The sequence below is a fragment of the Stenotrophomonas sp. SBJS02 genome, assembly GCF_020428325.2.
Taxonomy (GTDB): domain Bacteria; phylum Pseudomonadota; class Gammaproteobacteria; order Xanthomonadales; family Xanthomonadaceae; genus Stenotrophomonas; species Stenotrophomonas africana.
In genome coordinates this window covers 2833287-2847302 of sequence record NZ_CP109812.1, presented here as the reverse complement: position 1 = coordinate 2847302, position 14016 = coordinate 2833287, and the positions used below count along the sequence as shown (strand labels likewise).

General features: G+C 66.5%; 12 protein-coding genes. 1 reads left to right on the top strand and 11 read right to left on the bottom strand.

What is annotated here, in order from left to right:
• Nucleotides 1–118: 118 nt before the first annotated feature.
• The 6 genes from FQS62_RS13230 to FQS62_RS13205 all read right to left on the bottom strand — a co-directional run bounded on the left by FQS62_RS13230 (nt 119) and on the right by FQS62_RS13205 (nt 8157).
• Nucleotides 119–1576 carry an esterase-like activity of phytase family protein gene (locus FQS62_RS13230; protein ID WP_208043333.1) on the bottom strand — a complete coding sequence of 486 codons (1458 nt, stop codon included), beginning with the start codon at nt 1574–1576 and terminating at the stop codon, nt 119–121.
• An 18-nt stretch (nt 1577–1594) separates the two neighbouring features.
• Nucleotides 1595–3913 (bottom strand): TonB-dependent receptor, encoded by a 2319-nt coding sequence (locus FQS62_RS13225; protein ID WP_208043332.1) that lies wholly within the window; start codon nt 3911–3913, stop codon nt 1595–1597.
• A 313-nt stretch (nt 3914–4226) separates the two neighbouring features.
• Nucleotides 4227–4604, bottom strand: a complete 378-nt coding sequence (locus FQS62_RS13220) for a DUF2894 domain-containing protein (RefSeq protein WP_208043331.1) — start codon at nt 4602–4604, stop codon at nt 4227–4229.
• Nucleotides 4594–5232 (bottom strand): OmpA family protein, encoded by a 639-nt coding sequence (locus FQS62_RS13215; RefSeq protein ID WP_208043330.1) that lies wholly within the window; start codon nt 5230–5232, stop codon nt 4594–4596. Before FQS62_RS13215 ends, FQS62_RS13220 begins: the two co-directional genes overlap by 11 nt.
• Nucleotides 5229–7493: a DUF802 domain-containing protein gene (locus tag FQS62_RS13210; RefSeq protein ID WP_208043329.1), complete on the bottom strand. Its 2265-nt coding sequence runs from the start codon at nt 7491–7493 to the stop codon at nt 5229–5231. The genes FQS62_RS13215 and FQS62_RS13210 overlap by 4 nt, the downstream gene beginning before the upstream one ends.
• A gap of 10 nt (nt 7494–7503) precedes the next feature.
• Complete coding sequence (locus tag FQS62_RS13205; RefSeq protein WP_208043328.1) at nt 7504–8157, bottom strand: DUF3348 family protein; 654 nt, start codon at nt 8155–8157, stop codon at nt 7504–7506.
• Between the two features lie 145 nt (nt 8158–8302).
• Here FQS62_RS13205 and FQS62_RS13200 point away from each other — a divergent pair, with 145 nt between their 5' ends.
• On the top strand, nt 8303–9223 hold the full coding sequence (locus tag FQS62_RS13200; protein WP_049447671.1) for a M14 family metallopeptidase: 921 nt from the start codon (nt 8303–8305) through the stop codon (nt 9221–9223).
• Here the strand turns inward: FQS62_RS13200 and eptA are convergent.
• The 5 genes from eptA to FQS62_RS13175 all read right to left on the bottom strand — a co-directional run bounded on the left by eptA (nt 9127) and on the right by FQS62_RS13175 (nt 13995).
• Nucleotides 9127–10935, bottom strand: coding sequence for a phosphoethanolamine transferase EptA (eptA, locus tag FQS62_RS13195; protein WP_208043327.1), 1809 nt, complete (start codon nt 10933–10935; stop codon nt 9127–9129). The genes FQS62_RS13200 and eptA overlap by 97 nt on opposite strands.
• A gap of 73 nt (nt 10936–11008) precedes the next feature.
• A complete protein-coding gene (locus tag FQS62_RS13190; protein ID WP_049447669.1) occupies nt 11009–11395 on the bottom strand; it encodes a diacylglycerol kinase in 387 nt (128 codons plus the stop codon).
• Between the two features lie 58 nt (nt 11396–11453).
• Nucleotides 11454–12686 carry a sensor histidine kinase gene (locus tag FQS62_RS13185; protein WP_208043326.1) on the bottom strand — a complete coding sequence of 411 codons (1233 nt, stop codon included), beginning with the start codon at nt 12684–12686 and terminating at the stop codon, nt 11454–11456.
• Complete coding sequence (locus tag FQS62_RS13180) at nt 12683–13357, bottom strand: response regulator transcription factor (protein ID WP_049447667.1); 675 nt, start codon at nt 13355–13357, stop codon at nt 12683–12685. Before FQS62_RS13180 ends, FQS62_RS13185 begins: the two co-directional genes overlap by 4 nt.
• A gap of 104 nt (nt 13358–13461) precedes the next feature.
• Nucleotides 13462–13995: a nuclear transport factor 2 family protein gene (locus tag FQS62_RS13175; RefSeq protein WP_208043334.1), complete on the bottom strand. Its 534-nt coding sequence runs from the start codon at nt 13993–13995 to the stop codon at nt 13462–13464.
• Between the last annotated feature and the right edge of the window lie 21 nt (nt 13996–14016).

The window sequence follows — 14016 nt, the reverse complement described above, 5'->3', positions numbered from 1 at the left end:
GCCCGGCTTCGTTGTAGAGTCGAGCCATGCTCGACTGCTTTGCGGCATGAGTCGAGCATGGCTCGACTCTACAGGGTGTATCGGGTTGATCCGACGCCGGGCCATGCCCGGCGACGTCTCAGGGCAGGGTCAGGCGGTACACCAGCACGCGGTTGTCGTTGTCGTACGGGCTGTCGCAGGTCTGGCCCTGCATGCGGCAATGGCGGGCGATGAAGTCGTTGTCGTTGCCGATCAGCAGCAGTACGTCGTTCGGGTGCTGCGGGTCCAGCGCCGGCAGCACGTCCATGGCTTCCCACTTCTCTGACAGCAGTCCGGCATGTGGGCCGCGCTTTGTGTCCAGGTCCAGCCCGGCACGGGCCAACTGCGGGCGGTCCAGCAGGTTCAGCAGTTCGTCGCTGCGTGCTGGCATGATCTCCGGCTTCAGCGCGGTGTCGGTCGGGTCGGCCAGAACCGAGGCCGTGCCGGTTTCATAAGCACTTTCGGCCAGGTTGGTGGCATCGGCCACATCGACCAGCAGCACCGACTTGTAGACGATCGGGTCTTCGCCGTCCTTGCCCAGCCCGTTGCCGTCGCGGGCCAGCAGCAGGAAGCGATGGTCGTCCAGCGCGCGCAGCTCGCTCTGCGCGGCGGTGCGGTCCAGCTTGCCCTTGCCATCGTGCGCGTAGGCGGGCAGGGCCATCACGTAATGGCCGATCGGATGCTGTGGCGTCGGCGAGGCCGTCACGTCGTAGACCAGTACGCGGGTGTTGATGCGGCCCACCGCGTTGCCCCGCGCACTGTCCTGCAGCGTGGCGCTCTGCAGGGCGACGAACAGGCGGGTACCGTCGGGTGACAGGCCCATGCCTTCCACGCCCTGGTTGTTGCGGCGGCCGGTCTGCGGTGGCGCCAGTGAACCGAACGCCGGCTTGCCATCGCGCTGCGGCCTGATTGCAGGCGGTGCCACGATCACGCCCTGCAGGTGCCCTTGCGCATCGAAGTAGTAGACGTTGGCGGTGTACTCGTCGCCGATATAGAAGTGACCATCCGCGGTGAACTGCAGCGATTCCGCGTCCAGCGACACCTTGCCAGCGCCTGCGCCGCTGGCCGGCGAGGGCAGTACCACATCGCGCTGGGTGACCGGGTGGTCACCGGGGTCGGCACCGGTGAACGGTTGCCCGCTGAAATCCTTCAGCACCACGCCCTTGTCGGGCACCATCGTCAGCGTGCCAAGCTCGGATTTACCCGGGGAAACGTCGATGCGCAGCTGCATGCGCTCCACTCGGCCGGTGTAGTCGTAGAACAGGCCGGCCTCGGGGTCGTTGCGGCCGCGGTCGGGCAGGGTCCACAGCACGCCTTCGTAGCCGTTGGCGGTGCGCTTCCAGGTGCCGGGCTGCACCGCCAGCGACGAGAACGAGCCCAGCGTGTCGCCCAGGAAGTCCACCGTGCCCGCCGGCAGCCGCCCGGCGGCGACCAGGCCTTTGTCGACATAGGTACGACCGCCCAGCTGCAGGGTGCGTGGTGGTGCACCCGTTGCCTCGTGCGGAGCGGCGTATCCGCTGGCGGAGAGCGTGGCCAGCAGCAGGGCGGTCGTGAGCATCGGTGGACTCCGGGGCGATCAGAAGCGAAGGTCGATCGTACCGAACACCTGGCGCGGTGCCGAGGCATGGAACACATACAGCTTGCCGGCAGGGTCGCTGGGCGCGAACACGCTCGAATCCAGGTTGCTGGCGTAGCGCTTGTTGGTCAGGTTGGTCACGTTGAACGACAGGCGCATGCCCTTGGCGAAGCCGACCTGGCCGAAGTCATAGCCGCCGGCCACGTCGAACACGGTGAAGCCGCCGAAGCCCTGGTCGTTGGTGTAGGTGTAGAAGCGTTCGCCGGTGTACTTGCCGCGCAGGCTGGCAAACCAACCGTTGTCACGCCAGGTGATCTCGGTGGCCAGCAGCTGCTTGGGCGTATCGGTCTGGATCTTGCCCTTGATCTGCTGCTCCACACCGGCCTGCACGTAGTTGGAGGCGTAGGTCGAACGGTTCAGTGAGGCCGAGGTGTACCAGCTGAAGTGCTCGTTCGGGGTCCACAGCACGGTCAGCTCGGCGCCGCGGCTGTCGACGCCGCCCACGTTGTAGAAGCGGTTGCCGCAGGTCGGGCCGACCGGCTGGCGCGAGTCGCAGGGGTTGTACTGCAGCAGGCGGTTGTCGAAGCGCACGCTGTAGGCCGCGATCGAGGCCTGCAGGGTATCGGTGACGAAGCGGTAACCGGCTTCGAGAGAGCGCGATTCCTCCGGCTTCAGGTTGCCCTGTGCATTCCAGGTGGCCTGGCTGACCGCCTGCGGGCCCAGCTTGAACCCGCCCTGGAACATGGCGATGTTCTCGGCATAGCTGGCGAACACTTCGTGGTGCTCGGCCAGGCGGAAATTGGCACCGATGCTGGGCAGGAAGTTTTTGCTGGCCTTCAACGAGCCGGTGGCGAACTGGTTATTCGAGGCCGGCGGGATCGGCGTCTTCGCGTCACCGGGCAGGGCCTGTGCATCGGAGGTGGCATGTGGGCTCTTGGCGCCGAATTCCAGCGTCAGGCGATCATCAAGCAGGCGCCAGGTGTCTTTCAGGAAGAACTGATGGGTCTTCCAGCGCGTGCGCTGGGCGAACACACCGACATCGGAGGGCAGGGTATTCATGCCACTCAGGTCGCGCGGGCCATCCACGGCGGTCTGGTAGCGCTCGGCGCTGCTGGTATTGCGCTCGTACCAGACGCCGCCTTCGATGCGATGTGCACCCAGCTCCCAGTCGAACGACAGCATGCCGCCATCGCGGTCGATGGTGTAGATGGTGTTGCGGAAGATGATCGGAATCTCCTGCGCCGTGCCCTTGTTCGACCACGCGCCACTGTTCCAGTTGTGGCCTTCGCCACGGTCATCGTGGTGGTAGGCCAGCGCCCGCAGGCTGAAGCCATCGGCCAGGAAGAAGTCGCCGGCTAGGTAGTACAGGTTGTCATCGCGCAGGATCTGCCCGGCGGTGAAGGCACCGTCGGCATCCTTGTCCGGGCCGCTGTTGTCGCACTTCTTCGCGTTGAAGCTGGCAGTGTTGCAGTAGGCCTTGGCCACGGCCTTGTTCCAGTCCGGCGCGTAGCCGCCCCAGTCCCAGCCGAGGCCGCGCGACATCTCGTCCTTGGACAGGTAGAAGTAGTCAGCCTGCGTGGTCCGCGAGGTATCGACGAAACCGGTGATCTGGCCGCGGCCGAAGTTCCACACGCCCTTGGCATTGAACTGCTTGGTGGTGGATTTGTTGTAGGCGGTCTGGTCGTTCCACAGATCGGAGACGGCGTTCATGCCGGAGACGTAGCCGGAGAAACCGTTGTACTCGCCGCTGTCCACGCGCACGAAAGTGCGACGATTGGCATCGCTGCCGAAGGTCTGCACCACGCGACCGCCGATTTCCTGGGCCGGGCGGTCGGAGGTGTACGAGATGGTGCCACCGAGGTTGCTGGTGGACGGCGTGCCGAGGCTGCCGATGCCCACCGCCAGCTCGGCGCCGGCCATGTTCTCGCTGATCAGCGCACGGTTGATGGTCAGGCCGTTGTAGTTGTTGTACGCGCCATCGCCCAGCGGCACGCCGTCCAACGTGTAACCGAGACGGGTGGAGTTGAAGCCGCGCAGGCTGAGCGTCATCGACTGCTCGTTGGTGCCCAGCGCATCGGCCGACTGCGCGTTGACGCCCGGCAGCAGGTTCAGGGTCTTCTGCAGGCTGGTCCCCGGCGGCAGGATGTCGAGGTTCTCGCGGGTGATGCGCTGCACCTGGCGCGCTTCACCGCTGCCGATCACCGAGACCGCATCGAGGGTGGTGGCGGAGGGTGTGCTGGAGGTCGGGGCAGCATCCTGCGCCCAGGCCGCAGGAGCGAGCGCGATCGACAGCGCGGCGGCCAACAAAGTTTTCGTCATGTTACGGACACTCATGCAGGCACGAGCCGCCGCGTGGGCGCGGAGCTCATGGACTTTGAAGAGGGAGATAGCCGATGCGATCGGCAGGCACTGCAGCGCCGTGGGTCAACGTGAAAATGGTGCGCTAGACAGATGACTGTCTGGTGACACCGCTACACGCGTGGCATGCCGACGCATGCATTGGTGGATGCCAACCTTGGTTGGCATGCGCGGCGTCGTTGATGGAGCGCCAACCAAGGTTGGCGTCTACCAGAAGCGCGGATCAGGATTGTCGTATCCAGGAACGCCGAACGAGGTCGGCGTCAATGTGCGATCAACCCGCGTTGCGCGGCTTGCGCGTGCGCTTCGGCTTTGCGTTGTCACCGCCGCTGGCGGCGCCATCCTGCAGCGCCTGCAGCCAGGACAACGTATCCACGTAATCGATGAAGTGGCGCAGGTAGCCGGGGCTGGTGGCCTGCATCGTGTCCAGCATGCGCTGCACCAGCACCGCCGAGTTCAGCGGGCCGCCATCGGCGGGAGCCTCGGTGCGTAGTGAGCGACGCACCTGCAGTTCGCTGCGCAGCTCCGACCACTCGCGCTGCACCTGCGCCAGCATCGGCACCTGCGGGTAATGCGGCAGCGAGCGCGACCCTGCATCGAGGTCACGCACCAGTGCGCGCAGGCCTTCAAGCGCTGGCGGCTTACTTGGCATCCGGCGCCTTGGGCTTGGGAATCGGCGCGATCTCCACGCGGCGGTTGCGTGCGCGGCCTTCTTCATTGGCATTGGAACTGACCGGCTGCTCGCTGCCGAACGCGGCGGCGAACACGGCGTCGGCCGGTACGCCGTCGGCGATCAGGGTGCGGGTCACGGTCAGCGACCGCTGCGCGGACAGCTCCAAGTTGTCGGCGAAACGACGGTTGCCTTCGCGCACCGGCGCGTCATCGGTGAAGCCGCTGACCATCAGGATCTCTTCGCGACTGCCCAGGTAGGCGGCCAGCGGCGCGGCCAGGCTGCGCAGCAGCTCCTGGCCTTCCGGCTGCAGCTGGTCGGAGTTCAGCGCGAACAGCACGCTACCGCTGATGCCGATGCGGCCATCCACCAGCGTCACGCGACCGGCAGCCAGCGGGCCAGCCAGTGCCTGTTCGAGCGTCTGCAGGCGCTTGGCTTCGGCCTGGCGCTGCTTCACTTCCTGGTCCAACCGCTGCGACAGCTCCAGCTGCACCGCGACCACACCCACCAGGATCAGCACGAACGCACCCAGCAGCACCGACATCAGGTCGCCGAAGGCGGCCCAGATCGGGGCGTGTGAGCCGCCATCGACCTCCAGCTCGTCGCTCATGCGCTGCCGGCCTTGCCGCGGCGCGTGGCCAGCTGCTGCAGTTCTTCCATCACCTGCTTCTGCGACAGCAGGCTGAGGTCGACCACCTCGCGCGCCTGCGCCACGTAGTAGGCCAGCTGTTCATCGCTGCGGGCCAGCGAGGCATCCAGTGCGCCGCCGATCTGTTCCAGGCGGCCGGACAATTCAGTGGAGGCGCTGTCGAACTGCGCGACCGCTTCGCCGAAGCTGCTGGCCAGCTGGCCGACGTCGCCCGCGCTGCCGTGGAGCGCTGCGGCAATGCCATCCAGCTTGCCGGTCTCTGCGGCGATATGGTCGGTGAAGCGATTGCCAACGCGCTCCAGCAGCTCGGCCGAGCCACCGACCAGTGCGTCCACAGCGGTGCGCTGTTCGTGCGAGGCATGATTGATCGCATCGAGCAGGGTCTGCACGGTGGCCAGCAGGCGTCCGCGTTCTTCCAGCATCGCGTTGTCGCGCACCAGGCTCTCGGACAGCGTGCTGCGCAGCTCGTTGATGACGTCGGCAGCAGCTTTCGGTGCCGCCGCCGCGGTCTGCAGCAGGGTCGACACCTCGGCCAGCGTGGCGTTGGCCTGCGCGCGACCGTTCTCGCCGATCTGCTGCGCGGTGGCCGCCAGCGTGTCGCAGACCTGCTGCTGCTGCGCGGCCAGGCGTTCGCCGTTGGCCTGCAGTCGCTCGGCCAGATCGGTGGAAACGTGCTGCAAGGCATCGCTCCAGCGCTGCAGGCGCTGTTCATCGCCGGCCTGCAGCTGTGCCTGCAGGGTGGCGTGGGCCTGCTGCAGCTCGGCGCTGACCGCGTCCCAGCGCGCCTGGCGCTGCTGTTCGCGGCTGTCCAGGCTGGCCTGCAGTTCGGCGTGCGCGGTCGCGGCGGCGGCCTGCGCGGCCTGCCAATCCTGCGAGCGCTGCTGTTCGTGGTCCTGCAGCAGCGACTGGCTGGCGCTGTGCTGCTGCTCCAGTGCCTGCAGCAACGCCTGCGCGTGCTCCTCCAGCTGCTGACCGGCTGCGAGCAGCGCCTGCTGCTGGCGCTCGACCAGCGCGCTGTTCAGGGCCTGCTGCTGTTCGGCGGCAGCACGCAAGGCCTCTGCATTGCCCTGTGCATCGGCCTGCAGACGCTCGCCGATGCGCGCGACCAGCGCTTCGCCATGCGTGGCCTGGCCATCGCTGAAGGCCTGCAGGTGCTGGCGCAGATCACCCACCAGTGCCTGTTGTGCCTGGGTCTGTTCACTGACCACCTTGGCCCAGCTGGCCTCGGTGGCGACGCGGCTGCGCTCGAAACCGTCGCTCAGGCCGGCCAGCTGCTGCTGCACGGCCTGCTCGACGCGGGCATGCAGTGCTTCGCCGTGACGGGCCAGGCCAGCCAGGGTGGTCTCGGCCATCGGCTGCAGCGCGCCACCGATGGCGGCGGCGCTGGCTTCGGCGCCTTCGCGCAGCGACTGCTGCAGCGAGACCGCCAGGCGCTCCTGCAGGGCCTGGCTCTGGGTCAGGAACTCGGCCTGGCCGGCCAGCAGGCGCTCATTGGCAGCCGCACTGTGCTGTTCAAAGGCGCTGGTCATCGCCTGCAGGCGGTCCACCAGCGCCGGCAGTGCCGCGGACTGTGCCTGCAGCAGGCGCAGCGATTCGGCGCGCTGCCAGGCCTGCGAGTACGGATGCAGGTCACCGGCAATGGCGCGGTCCAGCTGCTGCACGGCCTGCAGGCGGTCACGACGCAGCAGCGCTGCCAGCAGGCCGAGCATGGCCGAGCTGGCCACACCGGCGATCGAGGTACCAAATGCCACCGCCAGGCCCTGCACCGGCGAGGCCAGCGAGCCGCGGATCGCGGCCATGTCGGTCGCGCTCTGCAGGGCCAGTCCGGTGCCACGCAGCGTGTCCATCATGCCCAGCAGGGTGCCGAGCATGCCCAGCAGCACCAGCAGGCCAACCAGGTACGGGGTCAGTACCGGTGCGGGCAGGGCAGTGCGCTCGCCTTCCACGCGCATGCGCACGGCGTTGCGCAGGCCCACCGGCACGCGCTCCAGCCAGGGGGCGAGGCTTTCCTTCGCGCTGGACAGATCGTTCAGTGCGGTGCGCAGGCCGTTGCTGGCCTGGCGGTAGCGGTACAGCTCCACGCTACCGGCGATGTAGCAGGCCGCGATGATCGCCGCGACCGCTGCACCCAGCGGATGCACCGAAACGTAGCCAATGCCGATCCAGCACACGGCCAGCAGGCCGACAAGGAAAACAACGACATGGAAAGCAGTTCTGGACATGGTGTTCCGGTCAGTGGGAGCGCAGGGCGTCTTTCAGCCCTTCGATCGGGTGGAAGCGCAGCTGCAGCTCGGCGAGCAGCAGTGTGCGCATGTCTTGGCGGAAGGCCGCGCGCCAGCCGGGCTGGCCGTGCACGCGTTCAAAACGGGCGCTGAGCACTGCCGGCGCAGTGGCCAGCAGGCTGTGCTCGCGCGGGGTGAGGGTCTGTTCCATCACCGCATCGACCTCGGCCAGCCGCGCCAGCTCGGGCGAAACCTGCACCAGCTGGTCGCGCAGGCGGCCGCGCAGGCGCCCGGTGGCGGTCTGGATGGCCTGCTGCAGCACCCGGTAGCGCTGGCGCAGCGAGGCGAAGTTGGGTACAGCGGCGGCTTCGGCCAGGTCCAGCAGGCGCTCGGCCTCGGCATCCTCACTGATCGAGGCGAGCAGGCTGGCACGCGCCTGGGCACAGTCGGCCAGCACATCCTGGACCGCTTCGGCGGCTTCACCGGGCTCGGGCAGGCGTCCGCCGAGCGCTCCGGACAGGGCCACGGCACGGCTCCAGTCCACCCACTGGCCGAGGCGATCGGTCAGGGCGGGACTGGTGGCCGGTATCGCGCCGTCGCTGAGACGGGCGAGCAGGCGGAGGAACTCCGGTCCACCCAGGACCGGCTGCGCTGCGTTCGCCATCAAGGGGTTGGGGCCAAAAACCATTGATTTTACAACCAGATGACCCGGCCTGGATGAAGGCGGGGGCCGGGCGGGGGCGCCCGCAGGCGCGACAAGGCTTAGAATGTCCGGCTGCACCCATCCGTTCGACCCCTGGAGTTCCCCAATGACCGTTGCGCAGTTCTACCCGATCGGCACCCCCGGACAGCCCTGGGGCGACGCGGAACGCGCACAGTGGCGGGCCCGCCAGCAGCGTCAGCGCAGTTACCACGATGACGTGGTGGCCGCCCTTGAGCGCCTGGACGACAGTTTCGACGTGATCCAGTACGGCCAGTTGGACTATGCGCCGGACCATTACCCGCTGTTTGCCGTGGTCAACCACGACTGGAACCCGGCACTGCCGACCGCGCTGATCACCGGTGGCGTGCATGGCTACGAGACCAGCGGTGTGCACGGTGCCCTGCAGTTCCTGGAGCAGCAGGCTGAGCGTTACCTGGGCCGGCTGAACCTGATCGTGGCGCCGTGCGTCAGCCCGTGGGGCTACGAGCGCATCCAGCGCTGGAACCCGGATGCCATCGACCCCAACCGCAGCTTCCGTGACGGCGGCCAGATCGAGGAAGCGGCCGCGCTGATGGCCTGGGTGGCCGAGCGCAAGCCGAACCTGCTGGTGCACCTGGACCTGCACGAGACCACCGACAGCGATCTGCACGAGTTCGATCCGGCGCGCTGTGCCCGCGACGGCAAGCCGTTCGAGCGCGACACCATTCCGGACGGCTTCTACGTGATCGGCAACAGCGAAGATCCGCAGGCCGAGTTCCAGAAGGCATTGATCACCGCCGTGGCCCCGGTCACCCATATCGCCCCGGCCGACGCCGAGGGCAACCTGGTCGGCCTGCCGCTGCAGTCGCCGGGCGTGGTCTGGGGTGAGTCGCGTTCGATCGGTGCCTGCGCCGGCTTCACCGACGCGCGCTTTGCCACAACCACCGAGGTCTACCCGGACAGCCCGCGCACCAACCCGCAGGAATGCAACGACGCCCAGGTGGCGGCCGTATGCGCCGGCCTGGATTTCGCCCTGGCCGCACAGTAACGCGCCACGTTCCGGGCGGTGACCGGCATCAGCCGGTGCCGCTTGGCCGGCGCGGTGGCGAGCGGCGCGCCGGTCGTCGCCCGGCAGCCGGCGAAGACATCCAGATCGCGCTGGTACACGCTGCTGCTGACACCGAACAGGCCCAGCAGGGAATGGAAGACATTGTCGTGGCTGTAGGCGCGGTGCAGCGCATTCCCACGCAGGCAGGCCATGTCCAGGCCCGCGTTGCGGCTGAACTCCGTTGAGAACCACATCACCATCGGCACCTGGGTCTGTTCGCGCGGGGCGATGAAGTAGGGCGTGCCGTGAAGGTACATGCCGCGTTCGCCGAGCGACTCACCATGGTCGGAGACATAGATCAGCGCAACGTCGCGGTGGTCCGAATAGCCCTGCAGCAGGTCGATGGTCTCCGCCAGCACCTGGTCGGTATGCACCAGGGTGTTGTCATAGGTGTTGACCAGTGCCTCGTTGCTGCAGTGCTGGATCTGGTTGCTGTCGCAGGTCGGGCTGAAGGCCCGCGACGCTGCGGGATACCGTTCAAAGTAGGTCGGCCCATGGCTGCCGAGTTGATGCAGCACGACCAGGGCATCGCCATGGATCGCGTCGATGCGTGCGCCGAGCTGATGCAGCAGCACGTCGTCGTAGCAGGTGCCGTCGCCGTTGACGCACCGGCCGGCCACCTTGAGTGCGGGCATGTCCTCGGTCGGCACGCGCTCGCACACGCCCTTGCAGCCGCCATTGTTGTTGTTGCGCCAGAGCACGCCGACGCCGGTACGCTGCACGATGTCGAGCACGTTCTCCTCGGTCGCCGCGCGGACGTCGTCGTATTGCTGGCGGGTCATCTGCGAGAACATGCAGGGCACCGAGATCGCTGTTGCGGTTCCGCATGAGGAAACATCACTGAAGCTGATGACGCCTTCCTTGCGCGAGAGCCGGGGATTGGTCACGCGTGGGTAGCCGTTGAGCTGGAAGTTCTGTGATCGCGCGGTCTCGCCGACGACCATGACTACCAGCTTCGGGCGCGGCCCCGGTACGCGCCGTGCGTCCATGCCGATCGGGCGCAAGGGTTGCTGGCGGGTGCTGTAGAGACCTTTCAGATAACCGTGGGTATGGCGCACGATGTTCATCGGCAGCACCTGGTCACGGATATAACGATTGTTTCGCAGCAGCGAGGAGTAGTCCTTGTAGAACGCGAAGCCGACTGCCAGCAGTACCAGCAATGACGCCAGAACGCTGGCCGGCCACACCAGCAGCGAACGTATCGAACCGGCCCCGCTGGTGGTGCGCACCAGGGCCAGCCCGGCAGCAGGCAGCACGCCCAGCGCCAGCAGGGTCAACAGCAGTGGCAGCGAGAGATAGGCGTTCAGCTCGGCCTGGTTGGTCTCGAACACGTTCTGCACCATGCTGCGATCGATCAGCACGTTGTAGTGCAGCATGAAATAGCTGCAGGCGGCGCTGACGACAACGAGCAGCACCAGCAGCGGCCTGCGCAGGAACGGCAGTGCCAGCAGGGGCGTCAGCATCAGGTTGAACAGGCAGAACAGCACCACCGGCAAGCTGGCCAGGAACAGCACGCTGCGCAGGCTGTTGAGGTCGATCAGCCCCCACAGCGTCTTCCAGAGGGCGATGTTTCCAATCGTGGTGAAGAACAGTGCGGCGGCCCAGACCAGAACGATCGGATGGGGCCGTGGAAAACGGAGGCATTGACGCACGAGCAGGTTCCGCAGAACGGGAGTGCGCGCAGTATCGAAACCGCTTTATCAGGAAGTTGTCAGGATTGGCGGCTCACCCCAGCAGGATCACGCCCCACACAGCGCCGACCATCAACAACGCGGTGGTCTGCGCGGCACTGCCCATGTCCTTGGCATTCTTGGACAGCGGATGCTGCTCCAGAGAGATGCGATCAACCACCGCCTCGATCGCCGAGTTGAGCAGTTCCACCAGCAGGCTGATGAAACAGACCGCCAGCACTATCGCGCGCTCGACCGCGCTGATGTCCAGCACGAATGCTGCAATGATCAACAGCGCGTGCAGAAGCAGCAGCTGACGAAAGGCTGCCTCGCCGCGGAAGGTGGCGATGAAACCATCGCGCGAATGGATGAGGGTGTGGAAGATGCGGCTCAGGCCGGTCTTGCCGTGCGGGTACTTGCCGCTGTCCTTGGGGTGTTGCATGCGGGTTCCGCCGTGAAGTGAGCCATCCCAGCATGTGCACGCGCGCGTCAGGAAACCGTCAGAGGGGCCACTCCAGGCTGAACCGGCATCCCTGCTGCGAGGAATGCACCGTCATCCTCCAGCCCAGATGCTCGACGATGCGCTGCACGATCGACAGCCCTAGTCCCTCGCCACTGTGCGGGTTGCCGGGCAGGAAACGCTCGAACTGCTGTGGGTCGATACTGGAGGGCAGGCCGGGGCCCGTGTCGGCGACGATGAGTGCGGAGTCGTGGAGGGTGATCCGCACTTCGCCGCATTCGGTGTACTGGCAGGCGTTGCGCAGCAGGTTCCAGATCACGCTGTGCGCCAGATTCGCGTTGGTGTCCAGCACGGTGTCATGCAGGGCATCAAACGCAACGATCACCGGCTTGCCGGAAAGCCAGGGCTCGCAGCGCTCCATGCAGGATTCGATCAGCGGACGCAGGGCCACCTGGTTGCGCGGCACGGTACTGGGGGCGCGCGAGAGCAGCAGCAGGCAGGTCAGCTGGCGCTGCATCTCCTGGGTGGTGCGCAGGATGCGCTCGGCACTGGGAACCAGGTGGCTGTCGGCCGGAAGCTGGCAGGCGAGCGTCTCTGCGGCGCCTCCGATGATGGCCAGCGGCGTGCGCAGCTCGTGGCTGGCATCGCCACTGAAGCACTGCTCGCGATGCAGGAACCGTTCGAGCTCGTCGCTGTGCCGGGCGAAGGCGCGGGCGAGTACACCAATCTCGTCGCGCGCGTCCTGATAGGGAAAGGGCTTCTGGCCGTCCTGCACCGCGTCCGCCAAGCGCGTGATGGGCGCGATGACGTGCGTCGCCACCTTGCGACCGATCAGGAAGGCGCCCAGCACGCAGATCGAGATGACCAGCGCCGCAAAGGCATTGATCAGGTGTTCCAGGTAGCCATAGGGGGCAGCGTCCTGCAGCAGGTAATAACGTTGGCCGCCACTGTCGAACACACGCAGGTGCCACTCGTTGGGTGCTGCTTCGCCGTGGTAGCCCGGACCGTACTGGCGCAGGACCATCGGCACGCTATGGCTGTCGTACAACTGGCTACCCGAGGGCAGGGCGGGGTGTTCGCCACGGGCCAGTGTTCCCTGCAGCTTCTGCACGGCACTATCCTGGGTCCGCGCGATGACGGCGGCCCTGACCTGGTCGTAGTCGACCTGTTCGGCCAGGACGATGAAACCCATTGCACCGGCCATCAACAGCACGAACGAGATCGTGATGCGGGTGCGCAGGCTCAGCCGGCGGTAGAGGGAAGCAGGGCTCACGCCAGCATGCGCCAGCCGACGCTGTGCACCGTGGTGATCAGCGCGGTGTCAAAGCTCCGGTCCACCTGCAGGCGCAGCTCATGGATGTGTGTTCGCAGCGCGCCGCTGTCCGGTGGCTCGTCGCCCCAGACCAGGTACTGCATCTCCTGCTTGCGCACCACCGCGGGAGCCGCACGCACCAGGCACATCAGCAGCTTGTGCGACGTGGGCGTCAGCGTAATGCAGCGGCCTTGCCGCCAGGCCTGTGGCGAGCGCGTGTCCACCTGCAGATCCTTCCACGCCAGCACGCTCTGGACCTGGCGACCCTGCGCCCGTCGCACCAGGGCCTTGATCCGCGCATCCAGTTCCGTCAGCGAGAACGGTTTGACCAGGTAGTCGTCCGCACCCAACGCCAGGCCCTGAACCCGGTCTTCGACTGGATCGCGCGCGGTCAGCATCAGGATCGGTACCGGGTTCTGGAACTCCTGGCGCAGCTTCTGGCACAGCGTCATGCCATCCAGGCGCGGCAGCATCAGGTCCAGCAGGATGGCGTCGTAGTCGTGCTGCGTGGCCCGGCGCAGGCCGCTGGCACCGTCGCGGGCGTCGTCCAGCACGTAGCCGAGAGGCTCGAAGAAGGCGTACAGGTTGGCTACGAGCTCGGGGTTGTCTTCGATGATCAGCAGGCGGGTCATGGCGTGCGTCCTTGCGCGTGGCCGAACTGTGCCCGATCCCTCACTGATTGCCAATGCGCAGGCTGAATGGATCGCGGCCTGGGTTCGGCCCCGTCAAACGACGTTCAATCGGCCGGGCTGCGTGAATCGCGGACCGAGTAGATCACCGAGAAGATCTTCCAGCCCTGCTCGGTCCGGATCAGCTGCCACATTTCCTTGCCCCAGTTGGTCTTCACCCCATCGTCGTGGAAGCTGTAGTCGAACGACACCGAGGCCACATCGCCATCCGTCTCGATCTTGGTGTTGGAGAATGTCTCTTCTTTTGGCTTCGGCGAAGCCACCGCTCCGTCGATCAGCGCGATGAAGTTGTTGGTGGGAATCTGCCGAGCCTTGATCGCATCGGGCTTCGCCTTGCGGATGTCCTGCAGGCGCGTGTCCTCGGAGACGAACTGCCAGCCGACATCTTCCGGTTTTTCCGAAAAGAACAGGCCCATGTAGGTCGGCTTGTCCTTGTTGATCAGCGAGGTGCGGAACGATTCGACCACCTGTTCGATCGCTTTTACATCCGCCGCTGATGGGTGCTGGGTTGCGTGGGCCGGCTGGCCTGCGACGAGGAAGGCAGCGAGAAGCGCGCCTTGGAATCCGATGGTTCGCATCATTGACGTGGGTCGCAGCAGGAT

What these genes read in the sequence shown, in the direction of transcription:
- FQS62_RS13230 (WP_208043333.1), bottom strand. Translation starts at nt 1,576, where the DNA reads ATGCTCACGACCGCCCTGCTGCTGGCCACGCTCTCCGCCAGCGGATAC.
- FQS62_RS13225 (WP_208043332.1), bottom strand. Translation starts at nt 3,913, where the DNA reads ATGACGAAAACTTTGTTGGCCGCCGCGCTGTCGATCGCGCTCGCTCCT.
- FQS62_RS13220 (WP_208043331.1), bottom strand. Translation starts at nt 4,604, where the DNA reads ATGCCAAGTAAGCCGCCAGCGCTTGAAGGCCTGCGCGCACTGGTGCGT.
- FQS62_RS13215 (WP_208043330.1), bottom strand. Translation starts at nt 5,232, where the DNA reads ATGAGCGACGAGCTGGAGGTCGATGGCGGCTCACACGCCCCGATCTGG.
- FQS62_RS13210 (WP_208043329.1), bottom strand. Translation starts at nt 7,493, where the DNA reads ATGTCCAGAACTGCTTTCCATGTCGTTGTTTTCCTTGTCGGCCTGCTG.
- FQS62_RS13205 (WP_208043328.1), bottom strand. Translation starts at nt 8,157, where the DNA reads ATGGCGAACGCAGCGCAGCCGGTCCTGGGTGGACCGGAGTTCCTCCGC.
- FQS62_RS13200 (WP_049447671.1), top strand. Translation starts at nt 8,303, where the DNA reads ATGACCGTTGCGCAGTTCTACCCGATCGGCACCCCCGGACAGCCCTGG.
- FQS62_RS13190 (WP_049447669.1), bottom strand. Translation starts at nt 11,395, where the DNA reads ATGCAACACCCCAAGGACAGCGGCAAGTACCCGCACGGCAAGACCGGC.
- FQS62_RS13180 (WP_049447667.1), bottom strand. Translation starts at nt 13,357, where the DNA reads ATGACCCGCCTGCTGATCATCGAAGACAACCCCGAGCTCGTAGCCAAC.
- FQS62_RS13175 (WP_208043334.1), bottom strand. Translation starts at nt 13,995, where the DNA reads ATGATGCGAACCATCGGATTCCAAGGCGCGCTTCTCGCTGCCTTCCTC.